Here is a 22611-nt window from a genome sequence, read left to right on the forward strand (position 1 = left end):
CCACCTCCTTGAGAGGGTAAGGCTCCCAGTAGACGACTGGGTTGATAGGCCGGATATGGAAGCCCTGTGAGGGGTGGAGTTGACCGGTACTAATAGGCCGAGGGCTTGTCCTCAGTTGCTCGCGTCCACTGTGTTGTTCTGAAACAACGACCCCCGCGTCATCGCGGGTGGCGACACGTTTCACCGTGTTTCGGTGGTCATAGCGTGAGGGAAACGCCCGGTTACATTCCGAACCCGGAAGCTAAGCCTCACAGCGCCGATGGTACTGCAGGGGGGACCCTGTGGGAGAGTAGGACGCCGCCGAACAATCTTTGTGGGAAAGCCCCCTGACGGGATGTCAGGGGGCTTTCTTGTTGTAGGGTCGGTCCCGCACGGTTGTCGGTGGTGAAAACAGGAGGCTCCGCACAGTGGAGGTCCAGGAGACGCGCGTTCAGACCGACCGGGTCCTCACGATCCCGAACCTGCTGAGCATGGCTCGGCTGGTGGGCGTGCCGATCTTCCTGTGGTTGGTGCTGTGGCCGGTCTTCGGAGGGCCGAAGAACGACGGGTGGGCGATCGTCGTTCTGATGTTGAGCGGGGTCAGTGACTACCTGGACGGGAAGCTGGCCCGGCGGTGGGGGCAGATCAGCCGGCTGGGGCAGTTGCTGGACCCGGCCGCGGACCGGTTGTACATCGTGTCGACGCTGGTGGGTCTGACCTGGCGGGAGATTCTGCCCTGGTGGCTGACGGCGCTGCTGGTGGCGCGGGAGGCGTTCGTCGGGGTGGTGCTGCTGCGGCTCAACCGGGCGGGTTACGGGCCGTTGAACGTGAGTTTCCTCGGGAAGGCGGCGACGTTCAATCTGATGTACGCGTTTCCGCTTCTGCTGCTGGGGGTGGGCACAGGGTGGGTGCACCAGGTTGCGGGAGTGGTGAGTTGGGCGTTCATCTGGTGGGGGACGACGCTGTACTGGTGGGCCGGTGCGCTGTATGCGGTGCAGGCCCGGCAGATCCTCCGGGCGGAGCACGCTGCTGCCGTTTGAGATCAGCATGAGACGTTTTACACGCCCTCCACGGTGAGTCGGACGTTTTCTTCCGGGTAGGGATGCGTCGGACCGGTTTGATGGACCCGCAGGGGTTCACCACCGCGAAGGAGGACGCACCCGTAATGAAAGCCGTTGTGATGGCGGGCGGAGAGGGCACCCGACTCCGCCCCATGACTTCCAGCATGCCCAAGCCGCTGCTGCCGGTGGCCAATCGGCCGATCATGGAGCACGTGCTGCGGCTGCTGAGGCGACACGGCCTCAATGACACCGTGGTGACCGTGCAGTTCCTGGCCTCGTTGGTCAAGAACTACTTCGGTGACGGCGAAGAACTGGGCATGCACCTCACCTACGCCAACGAGGAAACCCCGCTGGGCACGGCCGGCAGCGTGAAGAACGCCGAGGACGCGCTGCGGGACGATTCCTTTCTGGTGATCTCCGGCGACGCACTGACGGACTTCGACCTCTCCGATCTGATTGCCTTTCACCGGGAGAAGGGCGCGCTGGTGACGGTGTGCCTGACCCGGGTGCCGAACCCACTGGAATTCGGTATCACCATCACGGACGAGGAGGGCAAGGTCGAGCGCTTCCTGGAGAAGCCGACCTGGGGGCAGGTCTTCTCGGACACCGTGAACACCGGCATCTACGTGATGGAGCCGGAGGTCTTCGACTACGTGGCGGCCGGCGAGTCGGTCGACTGGTCGAGCGACGTGTTCCCGCAGTTGCTCAAGGAGGGCAAGCCGGTCTTTGGCTACGTCGCCGAGGGCTACTGGGAGGACGTGGGCACGCACGAGAGCTACCTGAAGGCCCAGGCGGACGTCCTGGAGGGCAAGGTCCAGGTCGAGCTGGACGGGTTCGAGATCTCGCCGGGCGTATGGGTGGCCGAGGGTGCGGAGGTGGACCCGGAGGCCGTGCTGCGGGGGCCGCTGTACATCGGTGACTACGCCAAGGTCGAGGCCGGCGTGGAGCTGCGCGAGCACACCGTGCTGGGGTCGAACGTGGTCGTCAAGCGCGGGGCGTTCCTGCACAAGGCCGTGGTGCACGACAACGTGTACGTGGGGCCGCAGAGCAACCTGCGCGGCTGCGTGGTCGGGAAGAACACCGACGTGATGCGGGCCGCCCGGATCGACGAGGGGGCGGTGATCGGTGACGAGTGCCTGATCGGCGAGGAGTCGATCGTCGCGGGCAACGTCAAGGTCTACCCGTTCAAGACGGTCGAGGCCGGCGCGTTCGTCAACACCTCGGTGATCTGGGAGTCCCGCGGCCAGGAGCACCTGTTCGGGGTGCGCGGCGTGTCGGGCATCCTGAACGTGGAGATCACGCCCGAGCTGGCCGTGCGGCTGGCGGGGGCGTACGCGACCACGTTGAAGAAGGGCGCGACGGTCACCATCGCGCGTGACCACTCGCGTGGTGCGCGGGCGTTGAAGCGGGCGATGATCTCGGCGCTGCAGACCAGCGCGATCGACGTCCGTGACCTGGAGAACGTGCCGATGCCGGTGGCCCGGCAGGCGACGGCGCGGGGGAGCGCGGGCGGGATCTTCCTGCGCACCACGCCGGGGGTGCCGGACTCGCTGGACATCCTGTTCTTCGACGAGCGCGGGGCAGACCTGTCGCAGGCCGGGCAGCGGAAGCTGGACCGGGTCTACTCGCGGCAGGAGTTCCGGCGGGCGTTCCCGGGCGAGATCGGCGACCTGCTGCACCCGGCGAGCGTGTTCGACTCGTACGCGACGAACCTGTTGCGGTCGGTGGACACCTCGGGGGTCCGGGAGGCCGGGCTGAAGGTCGTGGTGGACGCGGCGCACGGCAGTGCCGGGCTGGTGCTGCCGAGCATCCTGGGGCGGCTCGGGGTGGAGGCGCTGACGGTGGCCGGCGGTCTGGACGAGTCCAAGCCGACCGAGGGTGCCGAGGAGCGGAAGGCGGCGCTGGCCAGGCTGGGCGGGCTGGTGGCGTCCTCGCAGGCCGCGTTCGGCGTGCGGTTCGACCCGGTGGGTGAGCGGGTGTCCTTCGTGGACGAGCTCGGCCGGGTGATCCAGGACGACCGGGCGCTGCTGGTGCTGCTGGACCTGGTGGCGGCCGAGCGCCGTTCCGGGCAGGTGGCGCTGCCGGTGACGACGACCCGGATCGCCGAGCAGGTGGCGGCGTACCACGGCACCCAGGTGACCTGGACGACGACCTCGCCGGACGACCTGGCGAAGGCCGCGGCGGCGGACGGCACGATCTTCGGCGGCGACGGGCGCGGCGGCTTCGTGGTGCCCGAGTTCTCCGGGGTGCTGGACGGGGCGGCGGCGTTCGTGCGGCTGGTCGGCCTGGTGGCGCGGACGCAGCTGACGCTGAGCCAGATCGACGCGCGCATCCCGCAGGCGCACATCCAGAAGCGGGACATCGCGACGCCGTGGGCCGCCAAGGGCATGGTGATGCGCTCGGTGGTGGAGGCGGCCGGGAACCGGAAGCTGGACACCACGGACGGCGTGCGGGTGGTCGAGCCGGACGGCCGGTGGACGCTGGTCCTGCCGGACCCGGCGGAGGCCGTCACCCACCTGTGGGCCGAGGGCCCGGACGACGAGGCGACCGAGCGGCTGCTCGACGAGTGGGCCGCGGTCGTGGACGGCGCCGGGAGGTAGTGCGGAGAAATCCCGGTGGGGGCGGGCCCGCGGGTCCGCCTCCACCGGGGTTTGTCACGATCCTGTGCCGAAACCCTCCTGCGGGGCCCGGGGCTGGTCGTGGGGCACCTCGTGGTCGTGAAACGATGTGGCGCATGCCAGCAACGCCGACGCCGAGCGACCCGGAGGGGCGCTTCCGCCGCCCGGACGCCTCGATGTCCCTGCTGACCACGGTCATGGAGCACTCGCTCGACGACGGGTACGCGGAGGCGGCCCGGGCGCGCGGGGCGGAAGGCAGCTCCCGGATGCCGTCGACGGCCAGGGGGCGGCTGGTGCTGGCCCTGGGGCTGGCGCTGGCCGCGGTCGTGGTGACGGTCGGGGCGGTCAACACGCACGCCGCGGCGCCCGTCCTGGCCCAGGAGCGGGACGCCCTGGTGACCCGGGTGAACGACGCCAACAAGGCGGCGGACGAGTTGCAGCGGCAGGTCGAGGCGGACCGCGACAGGGTCGAGAAGGCGCAGGAGGCGGCGCTGCACACCGGCGACGACAGCGCGGCGGCGGAGCTGGCGGCGCGCACCGGGACCGGGGAGATCACCGGTCCGGGCGTCAAGCTGGTGATCGACGACGCGTCCGGGAGCGGTTCGGGCGGCAACGTCAGCGATCCGCGGAACACCGGCGGCTACGGCAAGGACGGCCGGGTCAAGGACCACGACCTGCAGTACGCGGTGAACGGGCTGTGGCTGGCCGGCGCGGAGGCGGTGTCCGTGAACGGGCAGCGGCTGACCGCGCTGTCGGCGATCCGGGCGGCGGGCGACGCGATCCTGGTGGACAACCGGCCGCTGGTGCCGCCGTACACGGTGCTGGCGATCGGGGACGGGCCGCGGCTGGCGCAGGCCTTCCAGGACAACGAGGGCGGCCGCTACCTGAAGATCATCCAGGACAGCTACGGGATCCGGTCGACGGTGTCGGCGCAGAAGTCGCTGACGCTGCCGGCCGCGCTGGGCGTGACGCTCCGGGTGGCCGGGCCGGAGGCGTCCCCCTCCCCGGAGCCCTCGGCCGAGCCGTCGTCCTCCCCCTCGCCGTCCCCGTCCGTCTCACCGTCGCGGTCCGGTGGGCCCTCGGGGTCGCCGGGTGCGGCGCCGTCGAAGTCCGCGCGGTCGACCGCCGCGAAGTCCCCTTCCACTGGAACAGGAGCTGCTACACCGTGATTGCCGTACTGGGTCTGGTGATCGGCGTGATCGTCGGCGTGTTCGTGCAGCCGGAGGTGCCGAACGCGGTGGTGCCGTACCTGCCGATCGCGGTGGTGGCGGCGCTGGACGCGGTGTTCGGCGGCGTGCGGGCGATGCTGGACGGGATCTTCGACGACAAGGTCTTCGTGGTGTCGTTCCTGTCGAACGTCGTGGTGGCGGCGCTGATCGTCTTCCTGGGCGACCAGCTGGGCGTGGGGTCGCAGCTGTCCACCGGCGTGGTGGTGGTGCTGGGCATCCGGATCTTCTCGAACGCGGCGGCGATCCGCCGGCATGTGTTCAGGGCGTAGGGAGCGGCTGTGAGCGAGGAGCGGGAGCCGCGGGAGCGGGACGCGGGACGGCCGGAGCCGGAGCTGCGGCCGGAGGTGCCGGCGGCACCGGAGGCGGGTGACACGCCCGGCGCGCGGTCCGCGGCGGCGGCGCGGGAGGCGTCCGGGGAGCCGCCGGTGGCGGCGCCCGCGGGGTCGGAGCCGGGGGAGCCGGCGGAGCCGCCCGCGGACGGGCGGACCCGGCTGAAGGCGGCGGTGTGGCCGCTGCGGGTGTCGCGGGGGCAGCTGGTGGTGGCGCTGCTGCTGTTCGCGCTGGGGCTGGCGCTGGCGATCCAGGTGCGGTCGACCAACGACCACAGCGAGCTGCGCGGGGCCCGGCAGGAGGACCTGGTGCGCATCCTGGACGAGCTGGACGGGAAGCAGCAGCGCCTGCAGTCGGAGCGGACGCAGCTGGAGCAGTCCCTGGCGCAGTTGGAGAACTCGTCCAACCAGGCCAAGGAGGCCCAGGAGCAGACCCGCAAGAAGGCGGCCGAACTGGGCGTGCTGGCGGGGACGGAGAAGGCGACCGGCCCGGGGATCGTGCTGACGATCGATGATCCCCAAGGGCAGGTGAAGGCGGATATGCTGCTGGACACCCTGCAGGAACTCCGAGCGGCGGGGGCGGAGGCGATTCAGATCAACGACGTGCGCGTGGTGGCCGGCACGTACTTCACCGACAACTCGTCGGGCGGCGGCGTGCAGATCGACGGGAAGAGCGTCTCGCAGCCGTTTCGCTTCACCGTCGTGGGCAATCCGCAGGACCTGGCTCCGGCGCTCAACATTCCCGGTGGTGTGGTGCGCAGCCTGGAGAACCACCAGGCGCGGGCGACCATCGTCCAGCAGCAGAAGGTGCTGGTGGACGCGTTGGCCACGCCGAAGCCGTTGCAGTACGGCAAGCCGGCGGCGAAGTGACGGGGCGCGCTCCGTACGGTTCGTCAGCTGCGGGCAGCCCCCGGTGGTGGGTTTCCGCGGCGGGTCGGCGACACTGGGTCTTACCGTTCGTCAGTCCCCGGCCGGATGCCGGGCCCACCGCCACACCGAGCCTTGAACCCTGCCCCGCGGGCGGTTCTGTCACACGCAAGGGGATTCGCCCGTGAGTTTTCTCTCGAAGCTGTTCGGCCGCAACAAGAAGGCCGCCGAGGCGCCGACCGCGCGGTACCGGCAGGAGGACGCCGGGGTGCCCCCGATGCGTCCGGCGCCGGAGGGGCAGCGTCCGATGTACCGGGACGACGTGACCCAGGGCGCGGGCATCCCGACCGGGCAGTTCGACGGGGCCTACGGCGCGTCGGTTGATTCCCCGGGCGGGCCGCGCATAGGTTTCCCGGCAGGACCCTCAACCTCCGGTGGAGGGTTTGCCCCGGACCCCTATGCCGGGCACGTCCAGTCGGGTGTGCCGCGCCAGGAGGCTGTGAACATGGCTGGCACCAGCCCGTGCCCGCGGTGCGGGAACCGGAACCCGGCCCAGGCCCGGTTCTGCTCGAACTGCGGTACTCAGCTGCGTGGCGGCGGGTTCCCGGAGGGCGCGGCCGAGACCACCTCGACCATCTCGATCTCCGGCATCGAGTCCTACGACCCGACGGCGACCTCGACGGGTGCCACGCCGGCGCTGTCGGCCGAGGTGATGGCGGCGATCGACGCGCTGCCGCCGGGCTCGGCGCTGCTGATCGTGCAGCGCGGCCCGAACTCGGGCAGCCGGTTCCTGCTGGACTCGGACGTGACCACGGCGGGGCGGCACCCGCAGGGCGACATCTTCCTGGACGACGTGACGGTGTCGCGTCGGCACGTGGAGTTCCGGCGGCAGCCCGACGGCGGCTTCTCGGTCGCGGACGTGGGCAGCCTGAACGGCACCTACGTGAACCGGGAGCGGATCGACGAGGTGCTGCTCGGCAACGGCGACGAGGTGCAGATCGGGAAGTACCGGCTGGTGTTCTTCGCCAGCCACCACCGGGGGTACTGACCACTTCTCCGTTTGGAGCCCGAGTGACCCCACAGATTCCTACCCCGTCCCTCGGGTCCTCGCCCGTGCCGGCCTCGCGCCGCACGGGCGAGGCGCGCCGGCGGGGTGACGAGCTGCTGTCGATCGGCGCGGTGCTGGCCTTCCTGCGGGACGACTTCCCGGAGGTGACGATCTCCAAGATCCGCTTCCTGGAGGCGGAGGGCCTGGTCGAGCCGCAGCGCACCCCGTCCGGTTACCGGAAGTTCTCGGCGGCGGACGTCGAGCGGCTGGCGTACGTGCTGCGGATGCAGCGCGACCACTACCTGCCGCTGCGGGTGATCCGCGAGCACCTGGACGCGATCGAGCGCGGCGAGCAGCCGCCGGCGCTGCCGGGGGCGGAGTCCCGTCCGGGGCCGCTGGAGGAGGCGGACCGGGAGCTGGCGGTCGCGGCCGCCGGGCCGAGCGGGGTCCGGCTGGGCCGGGCCGAGCTGATCGCGGCGGCCGAGGCGCAGGAGCGCGAACTCGTCGAGTGGGAGGCGTACGGCCTGGTGCAGCCGGGCCCGGACGGCGGGTACGACGGGGAGGCGCTGCAGATCGCGCGGCTGGTGGCGGAGCTGGGCCGGTTCGGCCTGGAGCCGCGGCACCTGCGGGCGATGAAGGCGGCGGCGGAGCGCGAGGTGGCGCTGGTGGAGCAGGTGGTGGCGCCGCTGCGGCGGCACCGCAACCCGCAGACCCGGGCGCACGCGGAGGCGACGGCGCGGGAACTGGCCACCCTGTCGGTGCGGCTGCACGCGGCGATGGTGCAGGCGGGGCTGCGCTCCCGGGCCTGAACGGCCGGTGGCGCGGGGGCGGGCGGCGGTCCTGATCGCGGTGGCCGCTGCCTGCTGCGCTTTCCTATCGGGGGCGCGCGCCATAGGGTTGCTGGTGTGAATGAGCTCGACGTCGTGGGTGTCCGGGTGGAGATGCCCTCCAACCAGCCGATCGTGCTGCTCCGGGAGGTCGGCGGTGACCGCTACCTGCCGATCTGGATCGGGCCGGGGGAGGCCACCGCGATCGCCTTCGCCCAGCAGGGCATGACCCCGGTGCGGCCGCTGACGCACGACCTGTTCAAGGACGTGCTCGGCGCGCTGGGGCAGCAGCTGACCGAGGTGCGGATCAACGATCTGCGGGACGGGGTGTTCTACGCGGAGCTGGTGTTCGCCGGTGGTGTCGAGGTGAGCGCGCGCCCCTCGGACGCGATAGCGCTGGCGCTGCGCACCGGCACGCCGATCTACGGGAGCGAGGAGGTGCTGGCGGAGGCCGGCATCTCGATCCCGGACGAGCAGGAGGACGAGGTCGAGAAGTTCCGCGAGTTCCTGGACCAGGTCTCGCCGGAGGACTTCGGGGGCGGCCCGCAGTAGGCCGCGGGCCCGCGTTCCGCTAGCCCGGTCGGCGGTGCGCCGCAACTCGGCTCGGCCGGAAAGCCATTTCGCTACCCGTCCATGGGGCACGAATAACCACTCGATGGGGTGAAGTTTCCGGAAGCCCTCGGCGTGGCGATCGTTGACGGTGCTTTGGCGACTGCCTACCGTCAGGTGATGGCCCGCCGGACGGGCCACCCGCAGCCCGGGGCCCGGCAGGGCTCCTGCGGGTCCCGTGGGGCCTTGGGCGGTATGGACGGAGGTTGGCGATGAGCGGCACCGGCGACGAGACGCGTTCCGGAGCGCTGTGCGCGGTGCACCTGCCGCGCGCCGACCGGGCCCTGATCGGGCGGCCCTGGCGGCCCGAACCCGAGGCGGAGGAGCTGCCGCGGCTCGGCCGCTTCCCGGCCGTCCAGCCCGGACAGCCCGCGATCGAGCGGCTCGCCCCGACCTCCGCGCTGGTCGGCTACCGCGGCCCGACGGCCTGCGCCGCGGCTGGCATCACCTACCGGCAGCTCGACTACTGGGCGCGCACCGGGCTGCTGGAGCCCTCGGTGCGCTCCGCGTACCCGGCGGGCGCGCAGCGGCTGTACAGCTTCCGGGACATTCTGCTGCTGAAAATCGTCAAGCGGCTGCTGGACGCCGGCGTGTCGCTGCAGAACATCCGGGTGGCCGTCACCCACCTGCAGTCCGCCGACCCGGCCGACCTGACCGGGCTGACCCTGATGTGCGACGGGGCGACGGTCTACGAGTGCACCTCGCCGCAGCAGGTGGTCGACCTGCTGAACGGCGGCCAGGGCGTGTTCGGCATCGCGGTCGGCGCGGTCCGGCAGGAGCTGGAGGCCACCCTGGGGCGGCTGCACGGCGAGCGCACCGACACCGGCGAGACACTGCTCGGCGACGACCCGGGCGACGAGCTGGCGCAGCGCCGCAACCGCGCGGGCTGACGGCGCGGCGGCCTCCCGGCCCGGCCGGGGAACCGGCGGACCGGTCCGGGCCGTCCTGGTCCGTGTGTCGACGATCTTGAGGTGTGCGGGGCGGCGGGCCCGGGCGGTGTGGCGCGCGGTGCGCCCGGTGGACCGGCGGCGGCAGCGCCGCTGGTTTCAGGTGCTGGTGCTCTGCTCCGCGCTGGGGCTGGCGCCGGACGCCTGGCTGCACCTCGCCCGGTCCGGGCGGGTCGGCACGGTGGCCGACGCCCCCGGGGCACCGGTCGCGGTGGTGTTCGGCGCCGGGCTGATGGACGGCGCGCCCTCCCCGTACCTGGCGCACCGGCTGGACGCGGCGCTGGAGCTGTACCGGGCCCATAAGGTGCGGGCGATCCTGGTGACCGGCGACAACGGCACCGTCCGGTACGACGAGACCGACGCGATGCGCGGCTACCTGATCGACCGCGGGGTGCCCGCGGTGCGGGTGGTCGGCGACTACGCGGGCTTCGACACCTGGGACTCGTGCAGCCGGGCGCACCGGATCTTCGGCGTCGACCGGGCGCTGCTGGTCAGTCAGACCTTCCACGTCCGGCGGGCGCTGGCCCTGTGCGCGGCGGCCGGGATCGACGCGTACGGGGTCGGGGTGGAGGAGCGGCACGACGTCACCTGGGAGTACGGCGAGGCGCGGGAGGTCGCCGGCGCGCTGAAGGCGGCGGTGAACGTGCTGCTGCGGCCGGACCCGACCCTGCTGGGGCCGCGCGAGGACGGGGTGGCGCGGGCGCTCGCGGACGCGGACGCGGCGGGGGCGGGCGGGACCGGCTGAGCCGGGGCCGCGCCGGGGGACCGCCGGGGGATTGTCGGTGGGGCGCGGGATGATCGGGCAGTGCGGACCGTGCCGAGCATCATCCACCTCGACATGGACGCCTTCTTCGCCGCGGTGGAGCAGGCGTCCAAGCCGAGCCTGCGCGGCAAGCCGGTCGTCGTCGGCGGCCTGGGCGGGCGCGGCGTGGTCTCCACCGCCTCCTACGAGGCCCGGAAGTTCGGCGTGCACTCGGCGATGCCGATGGCGCAGGCCCGCCGGCTCTGCCCGAACGCGGCGTTCCTGACCGGCCGGTTCGAGGCGTACCGGGCCAACAGCGAGATCGTGATGGGCCTGCTGCGGGAGCGCTCCCCGCTGGTCGAGCCGCTCAGCCTGGACGAGGCGTTCGTCGACCTGGAGGCCGGGCCGTACGGGCCCGCGCTGGCCGCCGCGGCCACGCCCGCGGCGGGCGCCCAGCTGGTGCTGGCGCTGGCCGAGGACCTGCGGGCCGACATCCTGGAGCGCACCGGGCTGACCGCCTCGGTCGGCGCCGCGGCCTCCAAGCTGATGGCGAAGATCGCCTCCGAGCGGGCCAAGCCGGACGGGCTGGTGCTGGTCGAGCCCGGCACCGAGCGGGCGGTGCTGGCCCCGATGCCGGTGCGGGCGCTGCCCGGGATCGGCCCGGCCACCGAACAGGCGCTGCGCCGGGCCGGGTTGACCACGGTGGCGGACCTGGCGGAGGCCGGGTTCGGGGAGCTGGTCGGGCTGCTCGGCAAGGCGCACGGGGCGGGCGTGTTCCAGATGGCGATCGGCTGGGACGAGCGGCCGGTGGTGCCGGACCGGGACGCCAAGTCGGTGTCGGTGGAGGACACCTTCGAGGTCGACCTGGCCGACCGGGACCGCATCCTGCGCGAGATCGAGCAGCTCGCCGCGCGGTGCGTGCGCCGCCTGCGGGCGGCCGGGCGCTCCGGGCGGACGGTGGTGCTCAAGGTCCGCCGCTTCGACTTCTCGACGCTGACCCGCTCCGAGACGCTGCGCGGGCCGACGGACGACGAGGAGGTGATCGCGGCGACGGCGCGCCGGCTGGCCCTCCAGGTCGACGTCACCGGCGGGGTGCGGCTGCTGGGCGTGGGCGTCGCGCAGCTCGCGGACTACACCCAGGAGGACCTGTTCGCCCAACTGGAGCGGGAGGAACGGGAGTCGGGGACGGCGGCGGTGGTCGAGGAGGCGGTGGCGGAGCCGGTGCCGGCCGATCCGGCGTCCCGGCGCTGGTGGCCCGGACAGGACGTGACGCACCGCGGGTTCGGCCCCGGCTGGGTGCAGGGCAGCGGGGTCGGCCGGGTGACGGTGCGCTTCGAGACGCCGTACTCGGGGGTGGGCCGGGTGCGGACGTTCGCGGTCGGGGACGAGGAGCTGGAGGCTTCGGGCGCGCTGCCGCTGCGGCCCCCGGCGGGGTGAGGGGCGTGCGGGAAGCAGGGGGAGCAGGAGCACCCCCCGCCGATGCCCGTGGCGGGGGGTGCTCCTGCTGCTCGCGTGTGTCCAGTACGCGAGGGGGACGCCGTCAGGCGTCGGTCCTGGTGAGGGCCGGGGCGGCCTGCCCGGCGGGGGCCGGGGCGGACTTGACGGCGCGGATGGCGAACGGGACGGCGGCGGCCACCAGGCACATCGCGCCGGCCACCCAGAAGGCGTTCCGGTAGGCGTTCTCGGTGGGGAGCTGGATCGGCACCGGGAGCTTGAGGACGTCGCCGGTGAGGATCGCGCTCATCACGGCGGTGCCGACCGCGCCGCCGACGGTGCGCAGCACGGCGTTCATGCCGTTGGCGATGCCGGACTGCTCGGCGGGGACGGCGCCGTTGATGTAGGCGGGCATCGCGGCGTAGGCGAGGCCGACGCCGAGGCCGAAGACCGCGGAGGAGAAGTAGATGTCGAACTCGGCGCCGTGGCGCAGTGCCAGGTAGGCCATCGAGACGGCGCCGAGGAAGCCGCCGAGCACCAGCGGGAGGCGGGGGCCGCGGCGGGCGATCAGCAGGGCGCCGAGCGGGGCGGCGACCATCGAGCCGATCGCGGAGGGCAGCAGCATGACGCCGGCGTGCAGGACGGTGGCGGTGAAGCCGTAGTGGGTGAGCTTCTCCGGGGTCTGCGCGAAGTTGCTGATCACCATGAACGAGCCGTACATGCCGAAGCCGATCAGCAGACCGGAGAGGTTGGTGAAGGCGACGGCGGGGCGGGCCATCATCGACAGGTCGACCAGCGGGTGGGCGACCTTGGACTCGACCAGGAGCCAGGCCAGGGCGACCACGGCGGCGACGGCGAACAGGCCGAGGGTGCGGGTGGACGTCCAGCCCCAGTGGTTGCCCTGGCTGACGGCGACCAGCAGGGCGGAGAGCCAGCCGGCCAGGGTGAGCGCGCCGAGCGGGTCGGCGCCGCCCTCCTTGTCGGTGACCGGGTCGGCGGGGACCCGCAGGACCACCAGCAGGACCGCGACCAGGCCGAAGACCAGGCCCATCCAGAAGATCGACTTGTAGCTCCAGTGCTCCAGGAGCAGGCCGGTGGCGACCAGGCCGAGGCCGGAGCCGACGCCCATCGAGGCGGAGATCGCGGCGACGCCGCCGGTCACCTTGTGCCGGGGCAGCTCGTCGCGGACGATGCTGATCGCCAGCGGCAGCACGCCGCCGCCCGCGCCCTGCAGCACCCGGGCGACCACCAGCCAGGTGAAGGAGTGGGTGCCCACCGCGAGGCCGGAGCCGAGCACCAGGCCGGCCAGCGAGACCAGCAGCATGGGCTTGCGTCCGCGCAGGTCGCCGAAGCGGCCCAGCAGCGGGGTGAGCACCGCCGCGGAGAGCAGGTTGGCGGTCATCAGCCAGGTGATGCTGGAGCCCGAGACGTTCAGCTCGCGGGCCAGGCCCGGCAGGATCGGGACGACCGCGGTCTGCACCACGCTGAAGGCCAGCATGGCCAGGATCAGGGCGGGCAGGACCCGGGCGCTGGTGGGCTTGGCGGCCGTGGGGGTGGGCTGTGGTGCCTCACTCACGGGGACTCCTCCGACAGGTTGCTTCAGAAAGGCGATAGTGCAGGGACTGAAGTAACGATGTCGGGAGATGCTTCACCGTGTCAAATATCGATCGGTGAAGCTTTGGCAAAGCGCCGGCCCCGACCCGCCGGAGCGGGCCGGGGCCGGACGGCCGACGGGCCGTCAGGAGCGCAGCGGCTCCGGGCGGGCGTGCTCCGCGCTGCCGTTCGCGGCGGCCGACTGCGGCCGGGCCGCCGGCGACTGCGGCTGCGCGTTCCACGGCCGGCGCTGCCGCGGCCCCTCGCCGTCCCCCTCGCCGGTGGTCGCGTCGTGCACCTCCACCTGCTCGCGGCGCAGCTCCTCGCGGACCACCTCCTCCTCGGTGTACCGCTCCACCACCAGCCGCACCCGCTCGATCGGCGCCAGGTACTTGCGCACCACCGGGCGCTCCTCGCGCAGCGTGACCTCCTCGACCGCCTCGGCGATCTCCTGCTCGCTCAGCGCCGCCCGCTCCGCGTCCGACACCGGGATCCGCTCCACCCGCACCCGCTCGCGCACCACCGGCACCCGGCGCTCCACCTGCTCGGTGGTCACGTACTTGCGCAGCCGGGTGGTGCCCACCTCGTGCCACTCGGTGCTGATGTCGATCCGCTCCTCGCGGCAGGTGATCTCCACCGGCGCGGTCGGCTCCGCCGCGGCCGACCGGGCGGACGGCGGCTGCTGCTGCTGCGACTGCGGCTGGGCCTGCTGGTGCCGGCCCGCGGCGTGCGCGGCCGCAGCGGCGGCGCCGGGGGCGGGCGCCGGGGTGGGGGAGGAGGCGACGGTGCCGAAGTCGCGGTCCGCGACGGGCGCCGCGGGCTCCTCGCGCGGGTGCTCCTTCGCGGTCGCCGCCGCCCCGGCGGTCCCGGCCGCCGCCGTCCCGGTCGCCGCTGCCGTGCCGTCCACCGCCGCCCGGCCCGAACCGGCGTCGCCGCCCGTGTCCAGCCCGTAGTAGCGGTACAGCTGCAGCTCCTGGGCCGGCGAGAGGTGCTGGCCCACGCCGAAGTCCGGCGACTCCTTGATCAGCGACTTGTCGTACGGGACGCGCAGCTCGTCGCCCGCGAACTCGCTGGTGGTCAGCGGGACGAAGGCGTCCCGGCCGAAGATCCCCGTGCGGACGGCCGCCCACTCCGGTTCGCCGGTGGCGTCGTCCAGGTACACCTCGTCGACCGTGCCGATCTTGTCACCGTTCCGGTCGACCGCCTTGTGTCCGATCAGGTCGCGCGGATCGATATCGGTCTGCACGCTGTCCTCCAGTCCTGCTGCTCCTGGGAAGATCCGTCCGGAGGCGGCCGGAGGAGCGTGCCGGGCCGCCACTTCACACCAAACGGCACGTCACGGACGGCGGCACCCCGGACGCCGCCGTCCGGGGCAGATCACAGGTCCGCACCGGTGATCCGGGAGGCCCGCGCTGGTAACCTCGGAGGCGACCGCCGAGCCCGCTCGGGAGAGTCCCGGAACCGCCCGAACGGCGGGGTGCGGGGCGCCGAAGGAGCAACCCCTCCCCGGAATCTCTCAGGCATCCGTACCGAACGGGACAGGTCACTCTGGAAAGCAGGGCAGGACCGTCGGCACCGGAGCCGGCCGACCCGCCCTCGCCGACGGTGCAAGCCGGCCGGGCCCGCGCGGTCCGGACGTGCGAAGCTCTCAGGTACCGATGACAGAGGGGGAGGCTGACGGGTTCGTACGCCCAGGCGCTCCCACGGCCGCCGACCGCGTGCGTACCACCGCCGGTCCGCGACCAGGAGGCCCGACCCCCATGAACGCCCAGCCGACGCTCAGCGACCTTGAGCAGGCCAGCCCCTTCGAGCACCGCCACATCGGCCCCGACAGCGACGCCCAGCAGAAGATGCTGGCCCAGGTCGGCTACGCCTCCCTGGACGAGCTGTCCGACGCCGCCGTCCCCGACGCCATCCGCAGCCTCACCGCGCTCGGCCTGCCCGCCGGCCGCAGCGAGGCCCAGGTGCTCGCCGAACTGCGCGAGCTGGCCGACCGCAACCAGGTCCTCACCTCGATGATCGGCCTCGGCTACTACGGCACCTTCACCCCGCCGGTCATCCTGCGCAACGTGCTGGAGAACCCGGCCTGGTACACCGCCTACACCCCGTACCAGCCGGAGATCTCGCAGGGCCGCCTGGAGGCGCTGCTCAACTTCCAGACCGTGGTCGCCGACCTGACCGGCCTGGACACCTCCGGCTCCTCGCTGCTCGACGAGGGCACCGCCGCCGCCGAGGCGATGGCGCTCGCCCGGCGCGTCACCAAGAACAAGGCCGGCGTCTTCCTGGTCGACGCCGACACCCTGCCGCAGACCCTCGCCGTGATCGAGACCCGCGCCGAACCGACCGGCGTCGAGGTCGTCACCGCGGACCTGTCCGACGGCATCCCCGCCGAGATCGCCGAGCGCGGCGTGTTCGGCGTGCTGCTCCAGTACCCCGGCGCGTCCGGCGCGGTCCGGGACCCGAAGGCCGTCATCGAGCAGGCGCACGGGCTCGGCGCGGTGGTCGCCGTCGCCGCCGACCTGCTCGCCCTCACCCTGCTGCGCTCGCCCGGCGAGCTCGGCGCCGACATCGCCTGCGGCACCTCGCAGCGCTTCGGCGTCCCGATGGGCTTCGGCGGCCCGCACGCCGGCTACCTGGCCGTGCGCGCCGAGTACGCCCGCAACCTGCCCGGCCGCCTGGTCGGCGTCTCCGTCGACGCCGACGGCAACCGCGCCTACCGGCTCGCCCTCCAGACCCGCGAGCAGCACATCCGCCGCGAGAAGGCCACCTCCAACATCTGCACCGCGCAGGTGCTGCTCGCCGTGATGGCCTCCATGTACGCCGTCTACCACGGCCCCGACGGCCTCGCCGACATCGCCCGCCGCACCCACCGCTACGCCGCCGCGCTCGCCGCCGGCCTGCGCGCGGGCGGCGTCGAGCTCGCCCACGACGCGTTCTTCGACACCGTCACCGCGGTGGTGCCCGGCCGGGCCGACCAGGTCGTCGCCGCGGCGCTGGCCGGCGGCGTCAACGTGCACCGGGTCGACGGCGACCGGGTGTCGGTCTCCTGCGACGAGACCACCACCCGCGCGCACCTGGCGGCCGTGCTCGCCGCGTTCGGGGTCGAGGACGCCGAGATCGCCGAGGACGCCGACGCGCTGCCCGCCGGGCTGCTGCGCGAGGACGAGTACCTCACCCACCCGGTCTTCCACAGCCACCGCTCCGAGACCGCCATGCTGCGCTACCTGCGCCGGCTCTCCGACCGGGACTACGCGCTCGACCGCGGCATGATCCCGCTGGGCTCCTGCACCATGAAGCTCAACGCGACCACCGAGATGGAGCCGGTCACCTGGCCCGAGTTCGGGCAGCTGCACCCGTTCGCGCCGGTCGACCAGGCGGCCGGGTACCTCACGCTGATCCGGGAGCTGGAGCAGCAGCTGGTCGAGGTGACGGGCTACGACGCCGTCTCGATCCAGCCCAACGCCGGTTCGCAGGGCGAGCTGGCCGGCCTGCTGGCCGTCCGGGCCTACCACCGGGCGAACGGCGAGACCCGGCGCGACGTCTGCCTGATCCCGTCCTCCGCGCACGGCACCAACGCGGCCTCGGCGGCGATGGCCGGCATGCGGGTCGTCGTGGTCAAGACGCTGGCCGACGGCGACGTGGACGTCGAGGACCTGAAGGCGAAGATCGCCCAGCACGGCGAGCAGCTGGCCGTGCTGATGGTCACCTACCCGTCCACCCACGGCGTGTTCGAGACCGAGATCACCCGGATCTGCGCGCTCGTCCACGAGGCCGGCGGCCAGGTGTACGTCGACGGCGCCAACCTCAACGCGCTGGTCGGCCTGGCCAAGCCCGGCAAGTTCGGCGCGGACGTCTCGCACCTCAACCTGCACAAGACCTTCTGCATCCCGCACGGCGGCGGCGGTCCCGGCGTCGGCCCGGTCGCGGTGCGCGCGCACCTCGCGCCGTACCTGCCCAACCACCCGCTCCAGGCCGAGGCCGGCCCCGCGACCGGCGTCGGCCCGATCTCGGCCGCGCCCTGGGGCTCGGCGGCGATCCTGCCGATCTCCTGGTCGTACGTCCGCCTGATGGGCGGCGAGGGCCTCAAGCGCGCCACCCAGGTGGCCGTGCTGAACGCCAACTACATCGCCAAGCGGCTCGCCCCGCACTACCCGGTGCTCTACACCGGCCCCGGCGGGCTGGTCGCGCACGAGTGCATCATCGACCTGCGGCCGCTCGGCAAGGAGACGGGCGTCAGCGTCGACGACATCGCCAAGCGGCTGATCGACTACGGCTTCCACGCGCCGACCATGTCGTTCCCGGTCGCCGGGACGCTGATGATCGAGCCGACCGAGTCCGAGGACCTGCACGAGATCGACCGGTTCTGCGAGGCGATGATCGCCATCCGCGGCGAGATCGAGAAGGTCGGCGCGGGCGAGTGGGCGGCGGACGACAACCCGCTGCGCAACGCCCCGCACACCGCAGCGATGCTGGCCGGCGAGTGGGCGCACCCGTACACCCGCGAGGAGGCGGTCTTCCCGGCGGGCGTCAACCCGGCGGACAAGTACTGGCCGGCGGTGCGGCGGATCGACGGCGCGTACGGCGACCGGAACCTGGTCTGCTCGTGCCCGCCGCTGGACGAGTACGACGCGTGAGCGCGTAGCGGGAACGCGGAAGCCGCCCGGCCGGGGAGTTCCCCCGGCCGGGCGGCTTCCGCGTGGGGCCCGGCAGGGCCCGGGGGCTCAGGAGTAGACGGGGCCGGTGAACTTCTCGCCGGGGCCGGTGCCGGGGGCGTCGGGGACGAGGGAGGCCTCGCGGAAGGCCAGCTGGAGGGAGCGGAGGCCGTCGCGGAGGGGGGCGGCGTGGAAGTTGGAGATCTCGGGGGCTCCGGCGGTGACCAGGCCGGCCAGGGCGGTGATCAGCTTGCGGGCCTCGTCGAGGTCCTTGTCGGCCTCGCCGCCCTCGGCGAGGCCGCACTTGACGGCGGCGGCGCTCATCAGGTGGACGGCGACGGTGGTGATCACCTCGACGGCGGGGACCTCGGCGATGTCACGGGTCAGGTCGTCGAAGCCGAGGGCCTGGTCGGACTCGGACCCGGACTCGGACTCGGGCGCGTGGTCGGGCTGGCTGGTCAAGGCGTCACTCCGGAGTGCTGGTGCGAAAGCGGGGTACGGATGGAGCGTACAAGGCGGGTGGCGGGGGATCGGAATACCGGTCGGCCCCGGAACGCTGGTATGATTCGAGACTGACCGGCCAGGCGAGCCTTCGGGTTGCCCGGCCAGCAAGTGGAGGCTCCACTCCAGGAGGCCCGAGAGGGCAACCGCGAAAGTCTCCCACCTGATCGGCCGAAGGGCCGACGGGTCCGGTCCGTGGTGGGCGCCGCGAGGACTGCCCGCTGCCAGTGGTGTCCGTCAGGACATCCCGGAACGTGTGGAGCCCCGCCTGTACCGTGCGGGGCTTTTTTCGTGCGTTCGGTGCTCCTGCCAGAGGGCGGCGGCAGCGGAGCATGAATGAAGCCCCGCCCAGTGGTCGAAACCACTACGTGCGACCGCCGCCCGACGGCCGCATCGGAAAAGGTGCAACCGAGGAGGCCCCATCAGCACCGAGCCCCGCATCAACGACCGGATTCGCGTCCCCGAGGTGCGACTCGTCGGTCCCAGCGGCGAGCAGGTCGGCATCGTCCCGCTCGCGAAGGCGCTGGAGCTTGCCCAGGAGTACGACCTGGATCTGGTCGAGGTCGCCGCCACGGCGCGACCGCCGGTGTGCAAGCTCATGGACTACGGCAAGTTCAAGTACGAGTCGGCCATGAAGGCCCGTGAGGCGCGCAAGAACCAGGCGCACACGGTCATCAAGGAGATGAAGCTCCGGCCGAAGATCGACCCGCACGACTACGACACCAAGAAGGGTCACGTCGTCCGGTTCCTCAAGCAGGGTGACAAGGTCAAGATCACGATCATGTTCCGCGGTCGTGAGCAGTCCCGCCCCGAGCTGGGCTTCCGACTGCTGCAGCGGCTCGCGGACGACGTCCAGGACCTGGGCTTCGTGGAGTCCGCTCCGAAGCAGGACGGCCGAAACATGATCATGGTTCTCGGCCCGCACAAGAAGAAGACCGAGGCCATGGCCGAGGCCCGCGCCGCCGCTGACGCCCGCAAGGCGGAGCGGCAGGGTCGCGGACCGGCCGCGGACCAGGCGGACGACGTGGACGGCGAGGTGGACGAGGTCGAGGAGACCGAGGCCGCCGAGGCCGCGGACGACGACGCCGAGGCCGCCGAGGTCGAGCAGCCCGCCGAGGCCGCCCAGGACGCCTGAGCCTTCGGGTTCGGGAGCCGGGAGGCCGAGGCACCCGGTTCCGGGGCGTCCCGCCCTGGAGACGAGATCCATCCAGTTCCGGCCCGCGCCGCACGGCGCGGGCCGGAACGGACCGACGAGGAGATACGGCGACATGCCGAAGCAGAAGACGCACAGCGGCGCCAGCAAGCGCTTCAAGATCACTGGCTCCGGGAAGGTGCTGCGCGAGCGTGCCGGCCGTCGCCACCTGCTCGAGCACAAGCCCTCGACGCTGACCCGCAAGCTGGCCGGCAACGCCGAGATGGCCCCGGGCGACGCGAAGAAGATCAAGAAGCTTCTCGGCAAGTGATCGCCCGCCCGCGGCGCCGCCGCGGGCACCCGCTGATCCTTACCGACCGAATCGAATAACGGACCGCCGGCACGATCCGAGGTCCGGAACCAAGGAGTAATGAAGTGGCACGCGTCAAGCGGGCAGTGAACGCCCACAAGAAGCGCCGGGTCATCCTCGAGCGGGCCTCCGGCTACCGCGGTCAGCGCTCGCGCCTGTACCGCAAGGCCAAGGAGCAGGTCACCCACTCGCTCGTCTACAACTTCAACGACCGCAAGAAGCGCAAGGGCGACTTCCGCCAGCTCTGGATCCAGCGCATCAACGCCGCTGCCCGTGCCAACGGCGTCACCTACAACCGCTTCGTCCAGGGCCTCAAGGCCGCGGGCGTCGAGATCGACCGCAAGATGCTGGCCGACCTCGCGGTGAACGACTCGGTGGCGTTCCGCGCCCTGGTCGAGGTCGCCCAGAAGGCGCTGCCGGAGGACGTCAACGCCGCCAAGGTCGCCGCCTGATCCAGGCCGTCGCCCCGAAGCGTTGCCCCGGACCCGCAGGCCGCCCGGCCTGCGGGTCCGTCGCGTACCGCGCCCCCGCCCGCCCGTGACGAAGATCGTGAGCATGAGCACCGAGACCCCCCTGCTGACCTCCCTGCGCTCCCCGCGCGTCGTCGCCGCCCGCCGGCTGGCCAAGCGCAACCAGCGCGGCAAGGAGCGGCGCTTCCTGGCCGAGGGCCCGCAGGCGGTCCGGGAGGCGGTGGCGTTCGGGCGGCTGCCGGACGGCGAGCACGCCGTGGTCGAGGTGTACGTGACGGCGGAGGCGGCCGAGCGGCACGCGGAGATCGTGGCCGCCGCGCGGGACGCCGGACGGCCGGTGCTGACCGCCACCGAGGAGGTCGTCGCGGACATCTGCGACACCGTCACCCCGCAGGGCATCGTGGCGCTGTGCCGGTTCATCGACACCCCGTTCGAGCAGGTGCTGGCCGCCCGCCCGAAGCTGGTCGCGGTGCTCGCGCACGTGCGCGACCCCGGGAACGCGGGCACCGTGCTGCGCACCGCGGACGCGGCCGGGGCGGACGCGGTCGTGCTCACCGACGCCTCGGTGGACCCGTACAACCCGAAGGCGGTCCGGGCGTCCGTCGGGAGCCTGTTCCACCTGCCGGTGGCGACCGGGGTGCCGGTCGAGGAGGCGGTGGCCCGGCTGCGGGCGGCCGGGGTGCGGGTGCTGGCCGCGGACGGGGCCGGGGAGCGCGACCTCGACCGGGAACTGGACGAGGGCACCCTCCGGGGCCCGTGCGCCTGGGTGTTCGGCAACGAGGCCTGGGGCCTGCCCGAAGAGACCCGCGCGCTGGCGGACGAGGTGGTGCGGGTGCCCATCCACGGGCACGCGGAGAGCCTGAACCTCGCCACGGCGGCCGCCGTGTGCCTGTACGCCTCCGCGCGCGCCCAGCGCTCCCACGACGGGTGTCGCGCCGAGGGCCGGGCGCGCTAGGGTCGGTCCCTGGGCCGGCGAGGGGGCGGGCGGGGGAGGACACCCATGGGCGGCGTCAACTGGGCAGCGGTCGAACCTGACGACCTGCCGGACGGACTGGTGGTCGCGGACGGGCAGGGCCGGGTGGTGGTCTTCAACCGGGCCGCGGAACGCATCACCGGCCGCTCCGCGCACCGCGCGATCGGCGTGCCGCTGGAGCGGGCACTGCCGCTGGAGGACCTGGACGGCCGCCGCTGGTGGCCGCTCACCGACCCGTACGGCGGGCTCGCGGTGCGCACCGGGCAGCCCGAGCGGAACCTGCTGCTGGACGGGCGCGAGGTGCTGGTCTGCGCCAGGTACGTGCGCGAGCGGGCGGCCGGGCCGGTGCGGCAGGTGGTGGTGACGCTGCGCGGCACCGAGGCGCGGCGGCGCACCGAGCGCTCGCACGCCGAGCTGATCGCCACCGTCGCGCACGAGCTGCGCTCGCCGCTGACCAGCGTGAAGGGCTTCACGGCGACGCTGCTGGCCAAGTGGGAGCGCTTCAACGACGGCCAGAAGCGGGTCATGCTGGAGACCGTCGACGCGGACGCCGACCGGGTGGTGCGGCTGATCGCCGAACTGCTGGACATCTCCCGGATCGACGCCGGCCGGCTGGAGATCCGCAAGCAGCGGATCGACCTGGCGGCGGCGGTCCGCCGGCACGTGGCCGGGAAGGTCGCGGCGGGCACCCCCGCCGAGCGCTTCGACATCCGGGTGGCCGGGCCGCCGGCCGAGCAGTGGGGCGACCCGGACAAGCTCGACCAGGTGCTGGCCAACCTGCTGGAGAACGCGGTCCGGCACGGCGAGGGCACCGTGACCATCGAGGTCGGCCCGGCCGAGGAACTGGTGGAGCAGGCCGGGACGCCGCCCCGGAGGATCGAGGGCACCGCCGTCACCGTCAGCGACCAGGGCGCCGGCATCCCGGAGGAGGCGATGCCGCGGGTGTTCACCCGGTTCTGGCGGGGCTCCCGGCGGGGCGGCACCGGCCTGGGCCTGTACATCGTCAAGGGCATCGTGGAGGCGCACGGCGGGGTGATCCGGATCAGCCGGGCCGACGGCGGCGGCGCCAGGTTCCGGTTCGTGCTGCCCGCGGGCGTCCCCGACTTCATGCTCTGACCCGGACCGCGGCGCGGTCCGCCGCCGTGGGGGGTCGCGGCCTGCGACTACACTCGACCCCTGGCGTTCCTGGACGCCCGGCGACGCAGCAGACCTGATCACGAGCAGGAGCAC

Annotated in this window: 20 protein-coding genes, 2 rRNA genes and 1 riboswitch; of the genes, 19 read left to right on the forward strand and 3 right to left on the reverse strand. The window is 72.9% G+C overall.

Annotated features, from left to right (window positions below; genetic code table 11):
• From K353_RS28805 to K353_RS28865, 13 genes are all read left to right on the forward strand, one after another.
• Nucleotides 1-113 (forward strand): 23S ribosomal RNA (locus tag K353_RS28805); the annotation flags it as partial.
• Between the two features lie 76 nt (nucleotides 114-189).
• Nucleotides 190-306: ribosomal RNA gene (gene rrf / locus K353_RS28810) — 5S ribosomal RNA — on the forward strand.
• 101 nt (nucleotides 307-407) lie between these two features.
• Complete coding sequence (locus K353_RS28815) at nucleotides 408-1019, forward strand: CDP-alcohol phosphatidyltransferase family protein (protein ID WP_111556448.1); 612 nt, start codon at nucleotides 408-410, stop codon at nucleotides 1017-1019.
• 125 nt (nucleotides 1020-1144) lie between these two features.
• Entirely contained in the window at nucleotides 1145-3640 is a 2496-nt protein-coding gene (locus K353_RS28820) for a mannose-1-phosphate guanyltransferase (RefSeq protein ID WP_111556449.1), read from the forward strand.
• A gap of 125 nt (nucleotides 3641-3765) precedes the next feature.
• Nucleotides 3766-4827 carry a DUF881 domain-containing protein gene (locus K353_RS28825; protein ID WP_111556450.1) on the forward strand — a complete coding sequence of 354 codons (1062 nt, stop codon included), beginning with the start codon at nucleotides 3766-3768 and terminating at the stop codon, nucleotides 4825-4827.
• Nucleotides 4824-5156 carry a small basic family protein gene (locus tag K353_RS28830; protein ID WP_030463668.1) on the forward strand — a complete coding sequence of 111 codons (333 nt, stop codon included), beginning with the start codon at nucleotides 4824-4826 and terminating at the stop codon, nucleotides 5154-5156. The genes K353_RS28825 and K353_RS28830 overlap by 4 nt, the downstream gene beginning before the upstream one ends.
• 9 nt (nucleotides 5157-5165) lie before the next feature.
• Nucleotides 5166-6086, forward strand: coding sequence for a DUF881 domain-containing protein (locus tag K353_RS28835; RefSeq protein WP_233533891.1), 921 nt, complete (start codon nucleotides 5166-5168; stop codon nucleotides 6084-6086).
• Nucleotides 6087-6588: 502 nt separating this feature from the next.
• A complete protein-coding gene (locus K353_RS37315) occupies nucleotides 6589-7131 on the forward strand; it encodes an FHA domain-containing protein (RefSeq protein WP_318552205.1) in 543 nt (180 codons plus the stop codon).
• A 65-nt stretch (nucleotides 7132-7196) separates the two neighbouring features.
• Nucleotides 7197-7940 carry a MerR family transcriptional regulator gene (locus K353_RS28845; RefSeq protein ID WP_111556451.1) on the forward strand — a complete coding sequence of 248 codons (744 nt, stop codon included), beginning with the start codon at nucleotides 7197-7199 and terminating at the stop codon, nucleotides 7938-7940.
• 96 nt (nucleotides 7941-8036) lie between these two features.
• Complete coding sequence (locus K353_RS28850; RefSeq protein WP_030463664.1) at nucleotides 8037-8510, forward strand: bifunctional nuclease family protein; 474 nt, start codon at nucleotides 8037-8039, stop codon at nucleotides 8508-8510.
• Nucleotides 8511-8779: 269 nt separating this feature from the next.
• Nucleotides 8780-9457, forward strand: a complete 678-nt coding sequence (locus tag K353_RS28855; protein WP_111556452.1) for a MerR family transcriptional regulator — start codon at nucleotides 8780-8782, stop codon at nucleotides 9455-9457.
• Nucleotides 9458-9575: 118 nt separating this feature from the next.
• Entirely contained in the window at nucleotides 9576-10259 is a 684-nt protein-coding gene (locus K353_RS28860; protein ID WP_233533892.1) for a vancomycin high temperature exclusion protein, read from the forward strand.
• 60 nt (nucleotides 10260-10319) lie between these two features.
• Nucleotides 10320-11693, forward strand: coding sequence for a DNA polymerase IV (locus tag K353_RS28865; protein ID WP_111556454.1), 1374 nt, complete (start codon nucleotides 10320-10322; stop codon nucleotides 11691-11693).
• Between the two features lie 103 nt (nucleotides 11694-11796).
• Here K353_RS28865 and K353_RS28870 read toward each other — a convergent pair whose 3' ends face one another.
• Together K353_RS28870 and K353_RS28875 are read right to left on the reverse strand one after the other, a co-directional pair.
• Nucleotides 11797-13266, reverse strand: coding sequence for an MFS transporter (locus tag K353_RS28870; protein WP_111556455.1), 1470 nt, complete (start codon nucleotides 13264-13266; stop codon nucleotides 11797-11799).
• A 162-nt stretch (nucleotides 13267-13428) separates the two neighbouring features.
• Nucleotides 13429-14529 carry a PRC and DUF2382 domain-containing protein gene (locus K353_RS28875; protein WP_233533893.1) on the reverse strand — a complete coding sequence of 367 codons (1101 nt, stop codon included), beginning with the start codon at nucleotides 14527-14529 and terminating at the stop codon, nucleotides 13429-13431.
• A gap of 189 nt (nucleotides 14530-14718) precedes the next feature.
• Nucleotides 14719-14825, forward strand: a riboswitch (glycine riboswitch).
• Nucleotides 14826-15043: 218 nt separating this feature from the next.
• On the opposite strand from K353_RS28875, the gene gcvP reads away from it, so the two are divergent.
• Entirely contained in the window at nucleotides 15044-17917 is a 2874-nt protein-coding gene (gene gcvP / locus K353_RS28880; protein ID WP_111556457.1) for an aminomethyl-transferring glycine dehydrogenase, read from the forward strand.
• An 87-nt stretch (nucleotides 17918-18004) separates the two neighbouring features.
• On the opposite strand, the gene K353_RS28885 is transcribed toward gcvP, so the two are convergent.
• Nucleotides 18005-18397 carry a DUF1844 domain-containing protein gene (locus K353_RS28885; protein ID WP_370447676.1) on the reverse strand — a complete coding sequence of 131 codons (393 nt, stop codon included), beginning with the start codon at nucleotides 18395-18397 and terminating at the stop codon, nucleotides 18005-18007.
• 460 nt (nucleotides 18398-18857) lie between these two features.
• Here K353_RS28885 and infC point away from each other — a divergent pair, with 460 nt between their 5' ends.
• From infC to K353_RS28910, 5 genes are all read left to right on the forward strand, one after another.
• Nucleotides 18858-19571, forward strand: coding sequence for a translation initiation factor IF-3 (gene infC, locus K353_RS28890; protein ID WP_111556458.1), 714 nt, complete (start codon nucleotides 18858-18860; stop codon nucleotides 19569-19571).
• A gap of 133 nt (nucleotides 19572-19704) precedes the next feature.
• The gene (gene rpmI / locus K353_RS28895) at nucleotides 19705-19899 is read left to right on the forward strand and encodes a 50S ribosomal protein L35 (RefSeq protein ID WP_030268653.1); all 195 of its coding nucleotides are present in this window, start codon (nucleotides 19705-19707) and stop codon (nucleotides 19897-19899) included.
• Between the two features lie 104 nt (nucleotides 19900-20003).
• Complete coding sequence (gene rplT / locus K353_RS28900) at nucleotides 20004-20390, forward strand: 50S ribosomal protein L20 (RefSeq protein ID WP_111556459.1); 387 nt, start codon at nucleotides 20004-20006, stop codon at nucleotides 20388-20390.
• 103 nt (nucleotides 20391-20493) lie between these two features.
• Complete coding sequence (locus K353_RS28905; protein WP_111556460.1) at nucleotides 20494-21363, forward strand: RNA methyltransferase; 870 nt, start codon at nucleotides 20494-20496, stop codon at nucleotides 21361-21363.
• 45 nt (nucleotides 21364-21408) lie between these two features.
• Complete coding sequence (locus tag K353_RS28910; protein ID WP_111556461.1) at nucleotides 21409-22497, forward strand: ATP-binding protein; 1089 nt, start codon at nucleotides 21409-21411, stop codon at nucleotides 22495-22497.
• The last annotated feature ends 114 nt before the right edge of the window (nucleotides 22498-22611 follow it).

The organism is Kitasatospora sp. SolWspMP-SS2h (assembly GCF_003259315.1).
Taxonomy (GTDB): domain Bacteria; phylum Actinomycetota; class Actinomycetes; order Streptomycetales; family Streptomycetaceae; genus Kitasatospora; species Kitasatospora fiedleri.

What these genes read in the sequence shown, in the direction of transcription:
- K353_RS28820 (WP_111556449.1), top strand. Translation starts at nt 1,145, where the DNA reads ATGAAAGCCGTTGTGATGGCGGGCGGAGAGGGCACCCGACTCCGCCCC.
- K353_RS28825 (WP_111556450.1), top strand. Translation starts at nt 3,766, where the DNA reads ATGTGGCGCATGCCAGCAACGCCGACGCCGAGCGACCCGGAGGGGCGC.
- K353_RS37315 (WP_318552205.1), top strand. Translation starts at nt 6,589, where the DNA reads ATGGCTGGCACCAGCCCGTGCCCGCGGTGCGGGAACCGGAACCCGGCC.
- K353_RS28855 (WP_111556452.1), top strand. Translation starts at nt 8,780, where the DNA reads ATGAGCGGCACCGGCGACGAGACGCGTTCCGGAGCGCTGTGCGCGGTG.
- gcvP (WP_111556457.1), top strand. Translation starts at nt 15,044, where the DNA reads ATGAACGCCCAGCCGACGCTCAGCGACCTTGAGCAGGCCAGCCCCTTC.
- rpmI (WP_030268653.1), top strand. Translation starts at nt 19,705, where the DNA reads ATGCCGAAGCAGAAGACGCACAGCGGCGCCAGCAAGCGCTTCAAGATC.
- K353_RS28905 (WP_111556460.1), top strand. Translation starts at nt 20,494, where the DNA reads ATGAGCACCGAGACCCCCCTGCTGACCTCCCTGCGCTCCCCGCGCGTC.
- K353_RS28910 (WP_111556461.1), top strand. Translation starts at nt 21,409, where the DNA reads ATGGGCGGCGTCAACTGGGCAGCGGTCGAACCTGACGACCTGCCGGAC.